The organism is Clostridium gasigenes, from assembly GCF_900104115.1.
Classification (GTDB): domain Bacteria; phylum Bacillota; class Clostridia; order Clostridiales; family Clostridiaceae; genus Clostridium; species Clostridium gasigenes.
Genome location: NZ_FNJM01000001.1, coordinates 710,850 through 729,913 on the forward strand (window position 1 = coordinate 710,850; position 19,064 = coordinate 729,913).

The following is a 19,064-nucleotide window of genomic DNA, read 5'->3' on the forward strand; positions in this document are numbered from 1 at the left end:
ATAATCCTTATTTTCTAGCCTTTTTTATTTCGTAAAATAAATAATAAATATTGGTAAAAAGTGTTGACTTATTATACTACATGTAGTATAATAATATTATAGGGAGGTGAGGAAATGCAAAAGAAAAAGAAGAAGAAAAAAGGAATTGAAATAAAAGATTTAATAGTTTTTACAACGGTCTTGGTAAACTTGGTAATAGCTATAATAAATCTAATACTTATATTAAATAAGTAATCAAGAGGAGGGGCACAAAGCCCTTCCGTTCCTTAAATCTTCTTCTTAACTTTATTATATCATAAAAGTTAAGGAGGTAAAGCATTATGAAAAAGATAGATAAAATCACATTAACAATAAGTATAGTATCATTAATAATAAGCTTAATATCTATTTTTATATTATTAAGTAAATAAAGGAGCAAATTAATCATGGCAGAAAATACAACCACACAAGCATCGGCAAATAAGAAGTGGGAAGAAAAAAATAAAGAGTACTCTAATTATTTGAAGAGTAGAAGTTCAGCTCGAAGTTTTATAAAAAATAAAGCTACATTAGAAGACTTGGAAGAACTGGAAAGTTTAATAAAAATTAGAAGAGAAGAACTAAAATAATTAGCTAGAAAGTGGGGACGTGATCTCTACTTTCTAGCTTTTTTTATTTCATATTTATTTAAAATCCCATCCTTAAATTCATTCATAATAGAATTTTTTTTATCTATAATATAAAAAAACAAATAGATATATCATATAGCACATAATAAAATTAAATATATAAATGTAAAGTCATTGAAATATTTGTATAGAATATGAGAATGTTGTAATATATTAAGGTATTTTGATTTTAAAGGAAAATAGTATAGTAAATATAAAGGGAGGAAAGTAAAAGTGAAATTTGCAATAATAGTAATAATAATTTTAATGATTATATTTCATAATTCGGACAAAAAAGAAAGTGAAAGGAAACCTAATATAGAAAGAAAAAGTGGGAATAAAGAGGAAAAAGAATTAACGTTAGATGATAAAAAGAGGAAAAGACAAAATCAAGCTAAATTTTATCATTCCCAAAAAGAAAAATTTTGGGATAGCAAAGAAGAATTTAAAGTATATAAAATGATACGGGATATTATAGGTAATAGAGTACTGGTATTTCCACATGTATCCTTAAGGGAATTATTTGTTCCTAAAGATAATACCTATAGGAATAGATCTCACCTAAGCAGTTATCATATAGATTTTGTTATTTTTTCTAATATAAGTTTAAGACCTTTAGTTGCTATAGAATTAGATGGAAAAGAACATAATGAAGAAAGTCAAATACTAAATGATACATTTAAAGATGAAATGATAAAAAAATATGGTATAGATCTAATACGAATAAAATCAGGTAAATATACAAAAGAAACTTTAGAAGAGTTAATTGTTAAGGCGATTAGGAAAGCTCCTATTTATTGTAGTGAATGTGGAGCTTTAATGAAAAAGATAAAAGGGGTAGAGGGGAGAAAGGACTTCTACGGGTGTTCTAACTATAAAGATAACAATTGTAAGAATACGGAAAATATAGATTTTAATATATTATAATTAATTTATATAAGGTAAATTAAAAGAGCTAGAAAATAGAGAGAAATCTTTGTTTTCTAGCCTTTTTTATTTGTTGTTTTGGATTTTAAAACAACAAAATTATGTTTTTAATATCATATATTAACATTATGTGATATTATATGCAATATAGTTATAAAATGGGGATAACTATATTACATATAATATTAAAGGAGGATGAGTATGAAAATCAAAAAAAGAGCTATATCAATTTTCATTGCAACGTTAGTAATTTTTACAATGTTGCCAAAAGATATTGCACATGCGGCTAAAGCAGGTGATGTATGGTATATATCACAGGTTCAAGATGTAGGTTGGCAAAATGCAGTATCAGATGGACAAACATCTGGGACTATTGGTTTAGGTAAAAGACTTGAAACATTTAGAATGGAAGTAAACCCTTCTGCGTCTTATACTATAGAATATCAAGCACATGTGCAAGATAGAGGATGGTTACCGTGGAATAAAAGTGGGGAAAATGCAGGAACTATAGGAGAGTCTTTAAGACTTGAAGCTATAAAAATTAAATTAAAAGATAAAGTAACAGGTGCAGATCCTGGAATAGATATATTTTATAGAGTCCATGTAGAACATACAGGATGGTTACCTTGGCAAAAGAATGGTGAAATAGCAGGTACAGTTGGACAAGCTCGTAGGATTGAAGCAATGGAAGTTCAAATTAGAACAAGAGGGGATTATCCAAATACAACGACACCTACTATTGATCGTGGTCAAGCTATAGTAGATCAAGCTAGAGCCCATAAGTCACTTGTATCATATGTATATGGTGCAGATAATCAATCAAATCATGTATTTGATTGTTCATCATTTACTAAACATATTTTTGCGCATCAAGGATTATCTTTAGGTAGAACTACTTGGAATCAAATGAATCAAGGTAGTGTTGTTTCAAGAGCTGATCTTAAAGCGGGAGATTTGGTATTTACAATCGGTGGAAATCATGTTGGAATCTATACATCAAACGGACAAATGATCCATAACTCCCGAGAAGGTGTTAATGTTATCGAAGGTCCAATATATGATTTTTATACTGCAAGAAGAGTACAATAAAAATAATTAAAAGAAAAAATTAGAGAGTATTAATTTACTCTCTAATTTTTTTGTTTTTAGTCATACTTATATTCAAAAGCTATGAATTTAAAAAAATCATAGCTTACAAATGGCTTAAAATCTATTTTCTAGCCTTTATTTTATTTAAATATCTTTATAAAAGTAATTGTCTTAAAGAATGAACCTATTACAGGGATTATCAATACTCTAAGATATAATTAGCCTTTAATTTAATTTTTATATCTATTGAAACAAGTTTATTTTAACTAAATATAATATAAAAATAAGGCTATTGGATTACCAATAGCCTTATTTTTGTATTTAAAAGGAGAATTCATTTTGTTTGATTGTTTATACTCTGTAAATATAGGATATTTACAATTAACTAAATACCTATAAATTTACTTTAAACTCAGGCGTTAATTATTTTTTAGCAATTAATAGTATAACTACGATAGCTAAAAAAGTAATAACTATTCCCAATAAAGTAAATAAAAGAATATAAAAAACTGTATTTGTCAAAATAAATACTCCTTATTTATTTTTAGAATCAATCCTAGGTCGATATTATATTATATGCCCATATTAAAAATTATATACATATATTCTAAAAAAGTTTTTATTTACAATATATGTTTAGTTTCTTAAGTTAAATTCCATTGAAAGTAATGATTTGATTATAAATATTATATAAAAAAATGGATGAAAGTATTGTTTTGTCGAATTCATTGATTTGAAGTGGTCCAAGCTATATAATGAAAGAAACCACTATGACGACTAATCATAATTGGTTTCAAAAGAAAATATGTGTTTCAGTTAATATATATTATATTAACACATATTTTTCTGAATATAAATAAATATAAGGAAAAGAGGAAAAAATGTGAGTATAAATATAAAAAGATGGGAAAGAATTGAACTATTAGATATAAATTTTAATTATATAAAAAAAATTATAAAAAAGAAGTTTGCATATGAAATTAGAGAAATATCTGTAAAAGATTTTGCAAGAAATATAAAAGCATATAAAAATATAGATGAAGATATTCTACTTTCTTTAATAGAAAAAAATTATTATAAAAGGTTATCTATTTTATCTATGAAACCTTTAAAGAGTAATCCAGAATTTCCAGTTCATGAAGAATTAACTAATAGTGTTTTTAATTCAGAATTTAAAAGGAATAATAGAATAGGAATTCAATGTAATAAGGAAGTTGTTGGAGAATTAGATGATATTTATAAGGTTACTTATTATTATGAACAGGAGAGATTTGTAGAAATTAAATTAGCTAAGATAATAAATTATTCTGAAGAAATAAATAATAATGGAATACATATGAATAAAAATACTAATATTTATGATTGCTATAATATAATAATAGATTTATCTGAAAAAATAATATTTATGTTCTATAATGATTTACCAGTAAATAACATAAATAATGGGAGTGAATATACTAAAAAGAAAAAAGCTTTTTATGAACTGTTTACTAAGGCTACTCAAGGAAATATACTTTCTTATATAATAAGTGATTCATTAAGATTATATTTTTTAGAATATATGGAAGAAATTGAAAATAAAGATAGTAGAAAAATGATTAGTTTAGTTGAAACAATGAACTTAATTGGTAGTAAAAAATCTACTAGAAGTATAGCACATGAATTTACGCATGATGAATGTTCTATAAATGCAATTAAAGAACTTGTTATAAAACATAATTATTCTATAAGCGCTATAGAGTGTAAAATTAACTCAGAGTTAGTAAAATTAAAAAGCACAGGAGAGATTAATATAGAAACAGGGATATTTGATGAGGAGGTATTACAAAGTGTGTGTGAAGAATTCATTGATGGAAACGAAGTATATGACTTCTGTAAATTGCGATATTAAGTTAATTGTAGAAAAATTTGTTTTAGTGGAAAAAGAATTAGGAATTAAAGATATCGATTTAACATACTTTTTATTTACACTGAAATTATCCAAAACAAGACTTTATGATGCTTTTCACATTATGATAGAGCAAAATATAATAAAACAGCAAGACTATTCAATATGTGATAATTGTATGAATGAAGAAATAGTTCATACTTCATTAAAATTAAACAAATGTAACAGGTGTAAAAAATATTATGAACAAGATCATATGATTGAAAAATTTAGGTTGGTGAAAAGTTAAATATGATAATTAAAATATTGAAAAAATATAAGTATCAAGTATTATTATTATTTTTAATTATTTCGTTAGGTTTATTTATAGCTATATTTTTATTAAATACTATTTATTATTATGGTAATTTTAAATTAAAAAATTTATTAATTAATTTTATTGTTTTCTATAATTTCTGTATTACTTCATTTATTTATATTATTAAAAGTTTCTTTAATTCATTGATTAAAGAATCCATATTAAAAATAATAATTATAGGAATAATATCAATAACTATATTAAATAAACTTAAAGAGATGAAAGTGATTAGTAGTATTACAAGTTTAGAATTTAAAGATTTCAAAGTTAATATTGATACAAAAAAAACTAAACTAGACGAGGAAAAAAAATATAATGAAACAAATAACAATATATATAATGTGCCGGAACATGTATTAAAAGATCAAAAGCAAGAAATAGAAAGCTTGATAATCGATATGCCATTTATGGCATCTATAATAGATTCATATTTGAATAGAGGATTGTTAAATATTAAATTAAATCTTAATTTAATTCCTTATAAGATTACCTTATCGAATTTATCAAAAATATTTGAGTACAAGCTTAGAGCAAACTCAGTAGAGATAATTAAGATGAGAAATGATATAGAACCCATAGTTGTTGATTGCTTCAAGTCACTTCTAGAAAAGGGAATAATTTATATTGAAAATTAGTAGTTTGAATATATAAAACCATTATTGCTACTCTTTTCTATACAAAATATTATGAGTTGTTAGATAAGTTTGAATACTATTGATAATTAACAATTAATTATCAATAGTAATATATACAAATAATAAAATGAGGTGAATTTTAGTGATAGGTATATATGTAAAAGCAAACGACTTAGTTAGTGAGAATGAACAGGCAAATTTTTGCGAAAAAGGATTAAAATCAGATGAAAAATCAAAAACAACTATTTATAGTGATATTGGGAATTGCAGAATTGAATTAAAACACTTGATTGAAAATGTTAAGGCTGGTAAAATAAAAAAAGTTATTTGTAGTGAACTAAGTAGATTTTCAAGAAGAAATAATGAAATAATAGAATTGCTTGATATTTTCATTGAAAATAATGTGAGATTAGTTATAAATAATGAGGATATAGATTATTCAATTATGAAGAGAATTGTATTAGATATTAATGAAATAAAAACAACTTAGAGGATAGAGCAATCTATTCTCTTTTTTATATAAGAAAATGATTTATTATGTAGTGGACTGTAAAAATTAAATAAAAATACAGTTGTGAAAAGAACATTAGTTCGGTATAATTAATATTATAAATATGGGTATGGAGGTACAATATGTTAACTAAGATGCAAAATAAAGTTTTATCGGAATTACATAAACACATAGAAGTTAATGGGGTGGCACCAACTGTGAGAGAGCTGTGTTACAAATTAGGGTTAAAATCAGCAAGCACTATGCATACACATTTAAGAAAGCTAGAGAGAGATGGATATATAGAAAAGGTAGCTAAAAGTCCTAGAAATATAAAGATATTAAAGTTAGATGATTCTGTATTTGAAGGATGTGATAATAATATTATTATATGCTCAGGTGAAACAGTTTTAGCTAATGGTAATAAAACTAAATCAGATTTAAAATACAGACTTTATAAAAAAGATTTTAATATAATAGAAAATGAAATAGCAGCTGATCTATATAAGTACGATTATGTAGATATTATTTATAATCAAATAAGAGGAATAACTGTATTGGAATTTACGTCTTCTGAAGAATATGATCCAAAGGGTATAATTCTAACTGAGTGGACAAGGTGTAACTTTTTTACTATTATAGGTAAAATCATGGGGGAACTATTATAAAAAAATTCAGTTATCAATTCTATAAAGCTACAAATTGAATTGAAATTTTTGATTTGCTAATATATAATGGAAATAATTACATGAATAATAGGGGGATAAATATGAAGAAGTTTTTAATAAAATTAAAATCAAAATTGAATTGGGTAACATTAGTATTAGTTGTAATAACTTTTATGGTTGCTTTTGTGGTAGGTGGTAGAACAGGGGCTAACTGGGCTCGTGAAACAGCTGTTAATAATCAAGAATACAATGGAAAACCAATAAAACTAGATAGGGACGATAGTACAGAAAGTGTAGTAGACAGTATGGTACAAGCTTCTACAAAAGCAAACCATAAAAAAATAATAAATGGAGAAATGCAAGGAAAAGTAGTCTTTATAACTGGAATAGTTTCATCTTCGGATTTAGAAACATTTAATATAGAGTCTAGTGATTCTAAAATTTATTTTATAAGAAATGGTAGCGACACTAAAGAAGTGAAGAACGGCGATAAAATTAAAATTTATGGTTCAGTAAGTGGAGAAAGCATAATGAGTAATCCTATTATAGATGCTGTGAAAATAGAAAATCTATAATTTTTTTACAACAACAAAATCAGCAAAAAATAAGTAATCCATATAGAGAGTAATATTAAATAATCTCATAAATTATGTTGTAAATTTATTCCAATAAATGTATAGTATAATTATTGGAGGTATTTTATGAGTATAGGGAATAAGCTTAAAGAAATTAGGATGAAAGATCACTTAATGTCTCCAGGAGAATTTGCTAAATATATTGGAACAGATATTAAAAATTATAGCAATTGGGAAAATGGAAGAAGTAGACCCAAACTGGAGGTAGCGTTAGAAATAGCTAAAAAATTGAATAAGTCAGTTGAAGAGATATGGTTTTTAGAATAATCATATCTCTTTTTTATTTAGAAAAAAATAAAAATAATTTGGAAAAATAAAAATAATTTGGAAACTTTTCCGAATTTGGAGCATATAAATATACAGAAGTAAGAAATTAGGAGCAGAAAAGTATGATAATTGGGATAGACTTAGGTAACTTTGGAGTCAATACTTCGGAAAATGACTTCTTTTATAGTAAGATTTCGGAAGGTTCAAGTTTCACAAATAAAAATAGCATTATATATGAAGGAAAAGAATTTCAAATAGGAGAAGGGGAATTTAGCACTGATTGGAATAAGAGTGAAAAAGAAACTACATTACCACTTTTATTTAGTGCATTAGCTAGGAGCTCTAAAGAAAACTTTTTTCAAGTAGTTTTAGGACTTCCTATACAACAATATAACGCTAATAAAGCAAATTACAAAAGATATATAGAAGAAAATAGGGGTAAAACAATTATATACAAGGGTATTAAAAGGGAAATTATTATATCAGATGTTATTATAGCTCCAGAAGGTGCTGCTGCTTATTATAATCTTTCAGAAGAACAAAAAATATTGATAGGAAATAAACCACTTATAATAGTTGATATTGGAGGTAGAACTACTAATATTTGTTTATTTGAAAAGGGTAAAATAACTAAAATTTGGACTATTCCAACAGGCATGCTTAATATTTATCAAGATATTATAAGTTATATAAATACTACTTATACAGAAGAATTTAAGTTAGAAGATGGGGAAGTAATACTAAAGGAAGGTCTATTTTTAAGAGGTAAACAACAAGATATTAGATTTATTAAACCTATTTTACAAAAACACTTCAATAGTATATATAAGGATCTGCAATTAAATTTTAATACCAGTAAAGGATATGTTTTGTTAACTGGAGGAGGAAGTATTACCCTTGTAAAAGCTTTTAAGAATAGATTAGAAAATTTAATAATATCAGATGATCCTCTATTCGATAATGCAAAAGGATTTAAAAAGTTAGGAGTGAGTTTATGGTGTGCAAAATAAGCGTAAGTTTTAGACGTAGTACAAAAGAACAAAAGATATATACGTATTTTAATGGTTTAGAGGATAAGAGTATTGAAATTAAAAATATATTAAGTGAATGGTATGAAAAGAATGTTGAGAGTGAAGAAATAAAAGAACCTAAGGGAATTGAAAAAGTTAATTTAGATACAGATATAACAGATTTTTAAAGAAGTATTATGAAAAGTAATTCAGGCCAAAAAAATACCACCTCTTTTGTGAGGTGGACTAATTTACTAATGCTAACTCGTTACGCTTTAGTATATGTATGCAATCTATTATTAATTCCTATTTTTAGTAGTATTTTAAAATTATTTATTATGTTATTAGAATATAACTACTGCAGCTACTATTGTAAAACACGCTAAGTAACCAAGTGCAAATGTAAACATAAAATTCAACTCCTTTATTACAGTGTTTTTAGTATTACCAACTTTCTAAAAAATATACAGGGGGAATTAAAAATGAAGGGGATCAGTTTAATTTTAGATAATAAATTAGTTTTTAATAAAGAATTTTACAATAGAAAAGAAATTAGACAAACAAATAAATATATAGGCAGATTAGATAAGAGATTATATAAAATGTTAGTTTTTACGATTGCAAGTGTTGGGTTTGCAAGTAATAAAGTTTATGCGAATAGTGAAGAAGGACTAAGAAGGACAGATGTTGTAGGAAACGAAATACTTACAATCTTACAAAGGGTTGGCTTTTGGGTGGCGGTTATTGGGTGCATTGTAGAAATATTAATATCCGTTTTTAAGAAAGGTGGAGGAACAAAAGAAATAATGGCAATAATTTTCAAATGGCTTTTAATCTTTTCTAGTTTTTATATAGTACCAACGTTGTTTAATTTTATAAAAGATTCTTTTGTGTGAGGTGGGAATAATGGAAACTATTAAAAATGACATAGTAAATGGAATTACAGAAGGACTTAAAACAAAGTTTGTAGAAGGTTTTAAATGGCTTAGTATAACAATAATAGATAGTAGCTATATAATATGTTTAAGTGTAGCTATGGTAGGTTTATTATTTTATTTAAGTGGATATAAGAAGGGGGCTAAGGCAGTTACTATAAGCTTAATAACCTTCTTTGTATTACAAGCAATAAAAGGGCTATATATATGAAGGAAAAAACTTTAAAACTAACAGATTACTTTGAATTAAGAAAACCAACTTATCGCTATATCCGAATAGTTCCGCATAAATCTATTAGAAATTATACTAGTAATAATATAGCAAAGGCTATAGCTCATACTTATAGATCTATTAATAAAAGAATTTATAGAGAACAAAAGAAGCTTATAATAGAAATAAATTTTAAAATTTCCTACATTATAGATATAGAAAATAATAATGCTAATTTTTACTTTTTAGTACCAAAACCATTTTTAAATATAATTTTAGAAAAAATTAAAGAAATATGGAGTAAAGCTACAGTTGAAATTATGGACCAAGGGATTAGATCTTTTGGCGCTGGTTCAGAAATGTATAGTCTAAGTTATAAAAAGGAAGATGCAATGTCTTTACTTACAGATAGGAAAAGTAACGAACCTTTGAATTCTATTTTGAGTGTAATGGAAATAATGAAAGAAGAAGACCGGGTTACTATTGTTTATAATTTTATGCCTAATAGCCAGTGTTCATGGCTTGAACAATATAATAATACTCTTCAAAAGATTACTGAAAAGAAATCAATAGAGAAAAAGGTATTCAGCTTTGATTATGTATTAAGAAATGGAGCAGTAGCAGTTCTAGGAATATTAGATTCTCTTATTACTGTAGTAAATGACTTTGTAGGTAATAATGAAACAGGTACACAAGAGAGCCTATATACTAGTATTTTGGGAGTGTTAGAAAGACAAGATGTTTTAAGTACATCTACAAAAAAGAAAAAGGAAAGTACTATATTAAATACTCAAATAGCAGTTATTTCAAATAGTTCAGATGTTACCAGAAGAGATAATAATGCATTAAGTGTATGTCAATCATATAGAGTGTTGGATGAAGATAATGAACTTGTCTATAAGAAAGTAAAGAAAGTAGCCCATATAGAAGATTATAATTTTAATATAGCTTCTAATATAATGAGTGCTGAAGAAGTAGGTAATTTTATTCAAGTACCAGGAAGATCACTATTGATGCAGCATGGTATAAAATTTATAAAAACAGAAGAGAATTCAGTTCCAGAAGAATTGAAAAAAGGATATATAAGTCTTGGGATAAATACTTGTAAAGGTAATAAAGTTAATGCTTATTTAGAAGATCATAAAGAAATAGGGAGTTTGCCTTTAATGATGTTAGGACGCCAAGGTGGAGGTAAAACAACTTATATATGTAACTATGCTAAAAACTGTATAGAGAGAGGGGAGAGTATAGTTCATATAGATTTTATAAGAAATAATGAATCTAGTAAAGATATAGAAAAGGTAGTTGATAAAGGAATTATATTATTAGATTTTAGTACAGAAGAGGGACTTCAATCATTAGCTTATAATGAAATAAAATTCACTAATAATATGAGCTGGTTTGATAAACAACAGTTAGCTAATAAAAAGACTGGATTAACAATAGAATTAATTAATAGTATAAATGAATTTGGGGAACCATTGAGTCCTAAGATGGAACGTTATTTATGTGCATGTACTGATATAGTATATCTAAATGAAAATGCAACTTTAAAAGATGTTATAAGATGCCTACAAGACTTTAAATATAGAGAGGGAATAATTAATACTATTCCATTAGAATTAAAGAACGAATTATTTGAAGAGATAGAAACATTAGAAGAGTTAGATGAGTGGAGTAAATCTAGTAAAGATAGTCCTAGTGAGAAGATAGGGACCAGAGATAGTAAAATTGAAGGTATTTTAGATAGAGTAACATTATTAAAAAGAGATTTCTATTTAAAGAAAATGTTTAATAAGACACCCGAAGATAATATAGATTTTATAGATGCTATGGAGAGTGGAAAGGTTATATTAGTTAGAATGCCTCAATCAAAATTCAAAAGCTATGTTAAAAATGTTATAACTACTTTTATAATCACTAAATGTTGGTTGGCTTGTGAGCAACGAGGAGAATTATCGGATAGAAGTAAGCGAAGTCACATAATAATAGATGAAATAAGTCAAACAAAGACAGCAGAGAGATATATGGAAACAACATTAACCCAAACTAGAAAATTTGGCATGAAATTTGTATTAGCAGGTCAATACTTAGACCAATTAGATAAGAAAACTATATATAGTCTAAAAGGTGCAGGAACTTCATTTATGATGCTTAAAGGAACTATAAAAGAAGATTATATGTATTTTAAGGATGAACTTGATGGAACTTTTGAATATGAAGATCTTAAAGAGATGGAAGAGTATAGTAGCTTAAATATAATTCAATACACAAAAGGTTATAGTAGTTTTATAACAAAATTACCTGGACCAATATAAAAGGCTAGAGAAATTAATCTCTAGCCTTTTTTCTATGACTCAAATATTAGGGGGAACTATGTATTTTAATTATAGACTTAAAAGATAAATTTAATTCAGTATGTAAAAATTATTTTTTAAAATTGAAATAATTTTCATCTAAATTGTAAATACTTATAATATAAGAGATAGAATCTTTATTTGGGAAAGTGAGCTCTTGTTCCCATTTGGTAATAGTTCCAAAACCTCTATGTATAGATTTAGCAAACTCTAATTGGGTAAGTTCATAAATAAGTCTAAGTTTCCGTATTTTTTGACCTATAGTGGTTTCAGGAAGATTAGAGTATAATGAATCTATAATTTTAAAATTTACACATTGGAATACTTCTTTTATTGTTGCACTTTGGGACAACCTGCATGTGCTAGGTGGACAAGAGTGCAACATTTTACCAAAGTCCACCATATCAATATTTATTTTTTTTTACAAAAAATCACCCCTGTGTCTAATAAAATTATATTTTCGGCGAACTCTTTAAGGGCATATTGTTGACAAACCTTTGTTGCGAGCTTATCGTAGTTTACATCTTCCTTTGGAATCTCAAGAATAACAACACCAGTTTCATCTAGTTGATTTTGTATTTCTTTTGAAAGACTTTCTTTAGCTAATTTACAAGATCCTGAGAATGCACCTAAAATATCATCTTCTCTTTCACCTTGAATATCTGAAACACCACATCTTTCACTTACACTTAATCTAGGCCCAAATGATGGACATCTAAGTATGCACATAGAACATCCATTACCGTAACGTAAACAGTTGCCCATAGGCCCTGTAGTCCCTGTGGTTTCTATAAATACATCTGCTTCTTCATAGGTGTCATCGCTTAAATAAATACCAAATATTTTTCCATCTTTAAAATTAACATCAACAACTCGACTTTCCATATGAATGTTAATACCCATATTAACAATATATTCGCGTACGTTACCTTCAATTAAATTAACATCATAAAGAGTAACGTGTTTATGCCCTGGAAACTCTATATCTGTATGCCTTGCAGTGTTATCAACAATATCTATTAAATCTCCAGCCCCAAGATAGTTTAATTCTTCAGAAGCTGTATATCTACCATTATTCCTCATTATTCCGCCAACGTTTCCAAGTCCTAATAATAAATCAGTTTTTTCATATATATGGACTTCAGCACCAGCTTTTTTAGCAGTAATTGCAGCAGCAACACCAGACCAACCTCCACCAATAATAATAACCTTCATATAAATCTCCTTCCTTCAAAAACATTTCTAGGATCTGCTTGAACCTTACAAAATCTTTTAACTCTATGACCAGAAAATCTAGTAGTACAACTTCCACAAATACCTTCACCACAACACATTTTAGTGTTATTACAGCAGGATAGTAAAACTTTAGTATTATTTATTTCATTCATATAGTCAATTATTTTATAAGTTAAAATATCAGCTCCGGCTATATGAATATTTGAAATGTTTTTTTCAGAGATAAATGTATTTATCATAGATTTACATTCAGATGAAATATCGCCCTTGTCAATAGTATTCATAAAGATAGGAGTTACATTATATTTATCTAAATATTCTTTAACGTAGTTATCTTTGTAAGGTTCCTTATCTAATAAAAGATAAACCTTATTGTTATTCGCTGTAAATTTTTGAATTACAGGCATCATAGGAGCCATTCCTATTCCCCTTGAAATAATTAATACATTTCTATTTTTTTGCTTTTGTATGTTTTTAAGTCCAAAAACGCCGTTCCAATAAGGTCCTCTTATTGTTATTTCGCCACCTTTTTCAATTCCTAATAGTTTTTTAGTTTTAATCCCTCTAACTTCAATCATTATTGTTATAATGTTAGTTTCAATATCAGATTCTAAAATAGAAATTGGAACATCAAAGTAAACATTAGGGTCAGTTCTTATAAATATATATCCTCCAGGCTTAACTAAGTCTATAGCTAATTTATGAGGTGCTTTGAATTTGAGTAATAGAACATCATTTTCATATAAAAGTTTTTCCTCCACTAAACAGTTAAAAGTCTTTCTACCTTCTTTAGCCTTTTCACCATTGTATTTAAACTCTTGGTAAATACAAACTCCCTTCCAGTTTGAACAATCACAAAAACAACTTCCATGAAGTTGTGAGCATAATATACAATCGCCAGACTCGGCTAAATGGCAAGGACAATATTCTGAACCTGCATCAATACAATCAATAGTTTCTTTAAACATGTATTCTCCTCGCATTAATTTCTATATACTAATAGGTTATTTAAAAAAATTAAAATTGTTACAAATATTATAAATTGGGTTTATTAAAATAGAAATTAGTGCTAAACTAAAGAAAATTAAAGAATGGTTGGAGTTGATAAAGTGTTTAATATTGATTTAATGAATATATTCCAAGGATTAGTTAGAAATTACTTGAAATTCAACTTAACTACGGAAAGCAATAAATTTGAAATTTTAAAAAAAGAATTAGATTATATTGTAGAGGTAGGAGAAGTGCTAGGTTATTCTTCAATACTTACAGGTATTAATGAGGAATCAAGATCTATAACTGATATAATTGAAATAAGATGGCACAATTATGATGATAAAAATACTATTAGTAATGAATTGTTTTTATATTTTTCAAAAGAATTAGATTTAATTGAAGATGTTAAAGCTATTAATAATTTAGTTAATACAATAGATACTAAAAGTGAAACAAAGTTTTTTGTTCAAATTATAGAAGTTTCATCTAAGGATAGAGTAGATTATTTAAATAAACTTTTACAATATGCTAAAAGATTTAACTCTATAGATGTTCTAATTATATATAAAACATCTAATATAAGAGAACAAACTAGTGAGTATTACTCATATTTATTTAAAGAATCTAAATTAGTAAAACAAAAAAATGCCTGCTCATATTATGATGTATTTGGATCTCTTAAAATGAAATTTCATTAAGGCATTTAAAAAAAATAACAAACCAATCTTATATATATATTGGTTTGTTATCTATTACTATGTCTATTATATACGCCTTTTAAAAAATTTTAACAATTGTAGATAGTCTAAGTTCACCATTATCTAAAATTCTTAAATACCACTCTATAGGTATTAAATCCAAAACTATGAAATTGTTAGTAATATTTTGGGAACTGTTTTTTATTATTGGATTTAAAAAAGAGTAGACACTATCTTTTTTTATAATCAATAACAGCATGAACTCATTATCGGTACACATAAAGCTTAAAGATTTAAGATTTATATTAAGAAAGTCATTTTCAATTGAATGTTCTGCAATAAATATATCTCTAGTTTTTATATTCTTAAGTATAACTTCTATTTCATCTGCCTCTTTAAAATCTATATTATTTAATTTTAATTTAATTTTATACATTATTAATTCAAGAGATGAAAGACTAACATTTTTAATAGGATAATTTAATAGATTGTTTTTTATAATTAACTCTTTGCTTATGTCAGTTTTCATAGAAAATCCCCTCATAAAATTAGTTTTGAAAATTCCGTGCATATTAAATAATATTTGTTGAATAATAATATAATATAGAAAGAAATGAATTAAGTTACTAACATTAATAATTTTTTAATAAAATTACAAAAGATAATAGTGGTTAGAAGGGAGGTTAGAATTTGAATGACAATCTAATTACAACACTAATTTCAGGTAGTGCAATTATAATTGGATCACTAATAGGTGCAAGTTTTAGTTGGTTAATAAACAAGAAAATAACGTCTAAATCTATTAAAGAGCAATATAAATTACAAGAAGTTAATAGAAGGTATGAAGAAAGTTATAAAATGAAAGAATTATGTATATACGCAAATGTAGTAAGATTAGATATATGTACTGCTATATTTCAAAGTATTAGAAGTTTACAAAATCAAGATGAGATGTCGTATCTTTATATATTACCAATAAGTAAAGAATATCAAAAAGCAGTAGCATCTTTAAGTGATAAATATAACTTAAAAGAACTAAGTTATATTTATCAACTTTATGGAATTATAGAAAAAGTAAATAAGGATGTATATAAATGGGAATATGGGGATAAGAAAACCTATGAAAATATTAGAAATGGGTTAAAGGATATATTGAAAAAAATATATGGTGAAAACTATAATAAAATAGTAAATACGGATATAGAGAAATTAAGCTATGAGGACTTATATAATAATGATTTAATTAAAGATGGATTTAAAGAGGTGCTAATAATACTAGATCATCTATGTTATATTGAAAATCTTAAAAAAGAAGATACTAAGCTATAAATAGCTTAGTATTTTTCATATTAAGAAAATTTTAAGAACTTACTAATATAAGTTAAGGAAATCTTAATTGCTTAAGCTTTAAAAAAATAATATAATTAGACTATACTATATCAAGTATGGTGTTTTTTGGAGGGGAAATATGAAAAAATCAACATGGTTTGCACTTATTACAGTTATTCTAATAATATTAATACTTCAATCTGTTGGATCAAAAATAAAAGTTTATGAAAAAAGAAAAGAATATGTGTCACAAGAAGAAGTTATAAAGGATTATTTGAAAAATATTAATCTTATGTGGGGAAATAGAGGTCGTGACGGTAATATATTAAAGATAATTCCAAATTTGGATTTATACGAAACTATTTCAGAGAGAGCTAGGCTAGTGGTTGAAAATGAAGAAGATATTAACTATATTCAAATTCCAAATTTTAAGGAGTATAGCTTAGAAAATGTAACTAGTAGCGAAAGTTTAACTTTAGAACAACATTTGAATACTTATAAGAATATTGGAAATTATAAAGTGCCAAAAAAACGTGAAATTTATAAAATATCGGGCAAAGCAATATTAAATATACAAAAATATACTATTGATGAAATTGATAAAATTAATGATATTAATAAGGAGTATGAAGACATATATATTCTCCTAGTGTTGGTAGATGAAGGTGATGGATATGTAGTAGATCAGTGTATTAGTAGATTTTAATATTAAATAATAAAAAATCAATATATATTTTAGGAGGAAAAAATTAAATGTTAGAAGTTAAAAATCTCTCCTTAAAGTTTGGTGAAAAAAAAGTAATTGATAATATAAGTTTACAAGTAGAAAAAGGAAAAATTCTTGGGATTATTGGACCAAGTGGAGTAGGTAAAACTTCATTAATAAGAGCTTTAGTTGGTATTTATGAAGGGGATTTGGGACAAGTTTTAGTAGATGGAGAAAACCTTTATGATAACTCATCAGCAAAGAAAAAAATAGCTTATGTACCTGATGAACATAATAGTTTTTCTCTTATAAAATTAGCAGACATAGTAGAGTTTTATAGAAGTATATACCCTAAATTTAATGAAAACAAATTTAATAAAATAAATAAAATATTTAAAATACCATTAGAGAAAAGATTTTTCCAACTTTCTAAAGGTATGAAAGTTAGAGTAAATCTTATGTTAGCATTTTCTATAGGTGGAGAGTACTTAGTTTTAGATGAACCTACATCAGGACTAGACCCTATTCTAAAAGAAAAGGTTTTAAAACTTATAATAAGAGAAGTACAGAAATTTGGAGCAGGAGTAATAATCAGCTCCCATCATTTAGATGAACTTGAGAGGGTTTGTGATAATATTATAATAATTGATAATGGGAAAATAGCTTATCATAATTCCTTAGAAGAAATGAAGAAAAATATTAAAAAAATTCAAGTGGCTTTTGAAGCACCTATTTATGAAGAGGATTTAGATATTGAAGGTATATTTAGTATAACCCACTTAGGACGGGTGTTTACAATAATTACAGATAGATATGATGAAGATTTTAAAAATAAACTTAATAAGTTTAATCCATTATTTATAGAAGAAATAAATTTAAGCTTAGAGGAAGTGTTTATTTATAAACTCGATAAGGGGGACAATTATGAAGAAATATTTAAATAAAAATATATTTTTTCAGGGGGATGCTAAAATATTTTCTGTATTAATGTCCTTACTTTTATTAGTAGGAGTTTTTTTAGATATTACTATGAATAATTCTAACTATAATGATTATAGATTTATGTTGTATAACTATTCAGATCAAGTTAAAAATCCGCTAGGTATAGTTGGAATGTTTATATTGGTGGTATTTTTAGTAATATGCTTTGTTTTAATATGTGGAATGTTTAAAAGGAAAAAGTGGGCTACTCTTTTATCAGGTCCATTTAGCAGAATTGACATAAGGAAAAGAGAGTTGACCTTAATGATAGGATGTATAATGGGATTTATACTTCTGTTTTTACTGGTATGTGAAAGGAATTATATAGCGAATGATGTTTTAAATTCATATATTAAAGGATTTTGGATATTGGTAGTAATAGATATTATTAGAATAGTAGTAGTATCAGCAGCTTTAACATCTATATTATTTTTTATAGATTCATTAACTTCTAATATGTATGTGACATTAGGTTCAATGTTTGCAATAGGTGCATATTGTATAGTTGTGATAATAACAATAGGAAGCTCATTTTTATGGGCATATAATAGTATAGTGCGTAAAATTTGGGAATATATTACTATTATGATTGATTCTATATTATTTGGAGCGGAAATAAATATACACAAATATCTATTTTTCACAGGACTAATACTACTTATAATAATAACAATAGTATGTACAATAATAACTAAAAAATTAACTGAAAAAATAAAAGTTGAAAATATGGGAGATGCTTTAATATTTAGATCTATAAGGAAAATTGCACCAATTTTGTTATCCACACTAATAGGAATGATAGTTGGTACTATTATATTTAAAGGATTATTAGTGGATAATAGACTTGAAGTAGTCTTAAATACAGTAACATATCCTCTTATAAGTATTGGAATAATAACAATAATTTCAATACTAATTTATATAATTATAAAATCTATTAGTACAGTATTAAAAAATAAAATTCCTGGAAAATATATATAGGTTGATGAAATTTGTAGAACAAT

The 19,064-nt window shown here is 25.9% G+C and carries 22 protein-coding genes and 1 pseudogene; 20 read left to right on the forward strand and 3 right to left on the reverse strand.

All coding sequences use genetic code 11. From position 1 onward, the window contains the following. The first annotated feature begins 425 nt into the window (after window positions 1–425). The 15 genes from BLS77_RS03495 (at window position 426) to BLS77_RS03565 (ending at window position 12,078) form a co-directional block, all read left to right on the forward strand. Window positions 426–608: a hypothetical protein gene (locus BLS77_RS03495; RefSeq protein ID WP_089965905.1), complete on the forward strand. Its 183-nt coding sequence runs from the start codon at window positions 426–428 to the stop codon at window positions 606–608. A gap of 273 nt (window positions 609–881) precedes the next feature. After that, window positions 882–1,574: a DUF2726 domain-containing protein gene (locus BLS77_RS03500; protein ID WP_089965907.1), complete on the forward strand. Its 693-nt coding sequence runs from the start codon at window positions 882–884 to the stop codon at window positions 1,572–1,574. A gap of 201 nt (window positions 1,575–1,775) precedes the next feature. After that, window positions 1,776–2,663, forward strand: coding sequence for an NlpC/P60 family protein (locus tag BLS77_RS03505; protein ID WP_175490754.1), 888 nt, complete (start codon window positions 1,776–1,778; stop codon window positions 2,661–2,663). An 883-nt stretch (window positions 2,664–3,546) separates the two neighbouring features. After that, complete coding sequence (locus BLS77_RS03510; protein ID WP_089965910.1) at window positions 3,547–4,554, forward strand: hypothetical protein; 1,008 nt, start codon at window positions 3,547–3,549, stop codon at window positions 4,552–4,554. Next, complete coding sequence (locus tag BLS77_RS03515) at window positions 4,514–4,840, forward strand: hypothetical protein (protein WP_089965912.1); 327 nt, start codon at window positions 4,514–4,516, stop codon at window positions 4,838–4,840. Before BLS77_RS03510 ends, BLS77_RS03515 begins: the two co-directional genes overlap by 41 nt. 287 nt (window positions 4,841–5,127) lie before the next feature. Beyond that, entirely contained in the window at window positions 5,128–5,544 is a 417-nt protein-coding gene (locus BLS77_RS19710) for a hypothetical protein (RefSeq protein WP_175490755.1), read from the forward strand. Window positions 5,545–5,686: 142 nt separating this feature from the next. Then, window positions 5,687–6,034: a recombinase family protein gene (locus BLS77_RS03525; RefSeq protein ID WP_175490756.1), complete on the forward strand. Its 348-nt coding sequence runs from the start codon at window positions 5,687–5,689 to the stop codon at window positions 6,032–6,034. A 143-nt stretch (window positions 6,035–6,177) separates the two neighbouring features. After that, window positions 6,178–6,702 carry a LexA family protein gene (locus BLS77_RS03530; RefSeq protein ID WP_089965919.1) on the forward strand — a complete coding sequence of 175 codons (525 nt, stop codon included), beginning with the start codon at window positions 6,178–6,180 and terminating at the stop codon, window positions 6,700–6,702. 101 nt (window positions 6,703–6,803) lie between these two features. Further along, window positions 6,804–7,277, forward strand: coding sequence for a hypothetical protein (locus tag BLS77_RS03535; RefSeq protein ID WP_089965921.1), 474 nt, complete (start codon window positions 6,804–6,806; stop codon window positions 7,275–7,277). Window positions 7,278–7,403: 126 nt separating this feature from the next. Further along, window positions 7,404–7,604, forward strand: a complete 201-nt coding sequence (locus BLS77_RS03540) for a helix-turn-helix transcriptional regulator (protein WP_089965923.1) — start codon at window positions 7,404–7,406, stop codon at window positions 7,602–7,604. A gap of 122 nt (window positions 7,605–7,726) precedes the next feature. Continuing rightward, window positions 7,727–8,614, forward strand: a complete 888-nt coding sequence (locus tag BLS77_RS03545) for a ParM/StbA family protein (RefSeq protein WP_089965925.1) — start codon at window positions 7,727–7,729, stop codon at window positions 8,612–8,614. Continuing rightward, window positions 8,599–8,802: a hypothetical protein gene (locus BLS77_RS03550; RefSeq protein WP_089965927.1), complete on the forward strand. Its 204-nt coding sequence runs from the start codon at window positions 8,599–8,601 to the stop codon at window positions 8,800–8,802. The genes BLS77_RS03545 and BLS77_RS03550 overlap by 16 nt, the downstream gene beginning before the upstream one ends. A 294-nt stretch (window positions 8,803–9,096) precedes the next feature. After that, window positions 9,097–9,510 carry a hypothetical protein gene (locus tag BLS77_RS03555; RefSeq protein WP_089965929.1) on the forward strand — a complete coding sequence of 138 codons (414 nt, stop codon included), beginning with the start codon at window positions 9,097–9,099 and terminating at the stop codon, window positions 9,508–9,510. 10 nt (window positions 9,511–9,520) lie between these two features. Then, a complete protein-coding gene (locus BLS77_RS03560; RefSeq protein WP_089965931.1) occupies window positions 9,521–9,760 on the forward strand; it encodes a hypothetical protein in 240 nt (79 codons plus the stop codon). Then, window positions 9,757–12,078, forward strand: a complete 2,322-nt coding sequence (locus BLS77_RS03565; protein WP_089965933.1) for a type IV secretory system conjugative DNA transfer family protein — start codon at window positions 9,757–9,759, stop codon at window positions 12,076–12,078. The genes BLS77_RS03560 and BLS77_RS03565 overlap by 4 nt, the downstream gene beginning before the upstream one ends. Window positions 12,079–12,552: 474 nt before the next feature. Here the strand turns inward: BLS77_RS03565 and BLS77_RS03575 are convergent. Both BLS77_RS03575 and BLS77_RS03580 read right to left on the reverse strand, forming a co-directional pair. Continuing rightward, window positions 12,553–13,332 (reverse strand): annotated as a pseudogene (locus BLS77_RS03575) (FAD-dependent oxidoreductase); the annotation flags it as partial. Then, window positions 13,329–14,321: a sulfide/dihydroorotate dehydrogenase-like FAD/NAD-binding protein gene (locus BLS77_RS03580; RefSeq protein ID WP_089965939.1), complete on the reverse strand. Its 993-nt coding sequence runs from the start codon at window positions 14,319–14,321 to the stop codon at window positions 13,329–13,331. The gene BLS77_RS03580 and the pseudogene BLS77_RS03575, both read right to left, overlap by 4 nt. Before the next feature lie 141 nt (window positions 14,322–14,462). Here BLS77_RS03580 and BLS77_RS03585 point away from each other — a divergent pair, with 141 nt between their 5' ends. Further along, entirely contained in the window at window positions 14,463–15,044 is a 582-nt protein-coding gene (locus BLS77_RS03585) for a hypothetical protein (RefSeq protein WP_139164811.1), read from the forward strand. A 79-nt stretch (window positions 15,045–15,123) separates the two neighbouring features. Here BLS77_RS03585 and BLS77_RS03590 read toward each other — a convergent pair whose 3' ends face one another. Then, entirely contained in the window at window positions 15,124–15,573 is a 450-nt protein-coding gene (locus BLS77_RS03590) for a hypothetical protein (protein ID WP_089965943.1), read from the reverse strand. A 161-nt stretch (window positions 15,574–15,734) separates the two neighbouring features. Here BLS77_RS03590 and BLS77_RS03595 point away from each other — a divergent pair, with 161 nt between their 5' ends. The 4 genes from BLS77_RS03595 to BLS77_RS03610 all read left to right on the forward strand — a co-directional run bounded on the left by BLS77_RS03595 (window position 15,735) and on the right by BLS77_RS03610 (window position 19,041). Beyond that, window positions 15,735–16,373, forward strand: a complete 639-nt coding sequence (locus BLS77_RS03595) for a hypothetical protein (RefSeq protein ID WP_089965945.1) — start codon at window positions 15,735–15,737, stop codon at window positions 16,371–16,373. Window positions 16,374–16,512: 139 nt separating this feature from the next. After that, window positions 16,513–17,079: a hypothetical protein gene (locus BLS77_RS03600; RefSeq protein ID WP_089965947.1), complete on the forward strand. Its 567-nt coding sequence runs from the start codon at window positions 16,513–16,515 to the stop codon at window positions 17,077–17,079. A gap of 47 nt (window positions 17,080–17,126) precedes the next feature. After that, window positions 17,127–18,023 carry an ABC transporter ATP-binding protein gene (locus BLS77_RS03605; protein ID WP_089965949.1) on the forward strand — a complete coding sequence of 299 codons (897 nt, stop codon included), beginning with the start codon at window positions 17,127–17,129 and terminating at the stop codon, window positions 18,021–18,023. Then, on the forward strand, window positions 18,004–19,041 hold the full coding sequence (locus BLS77_RS03610; protein ID WP_089965951.1) for a hypothetical protein: 1,038 nt from the start codon (window positions 18,004–18,006) through the stop codon (window positions 19,039–19,041). The genes BLS77_RS03605 and BLS77_RS03610 overlap by 20 nt, the downstream gene beginning before the upstream one ends. Window positions 19,042–19,064: the final 23 nt, after the last annotated feature.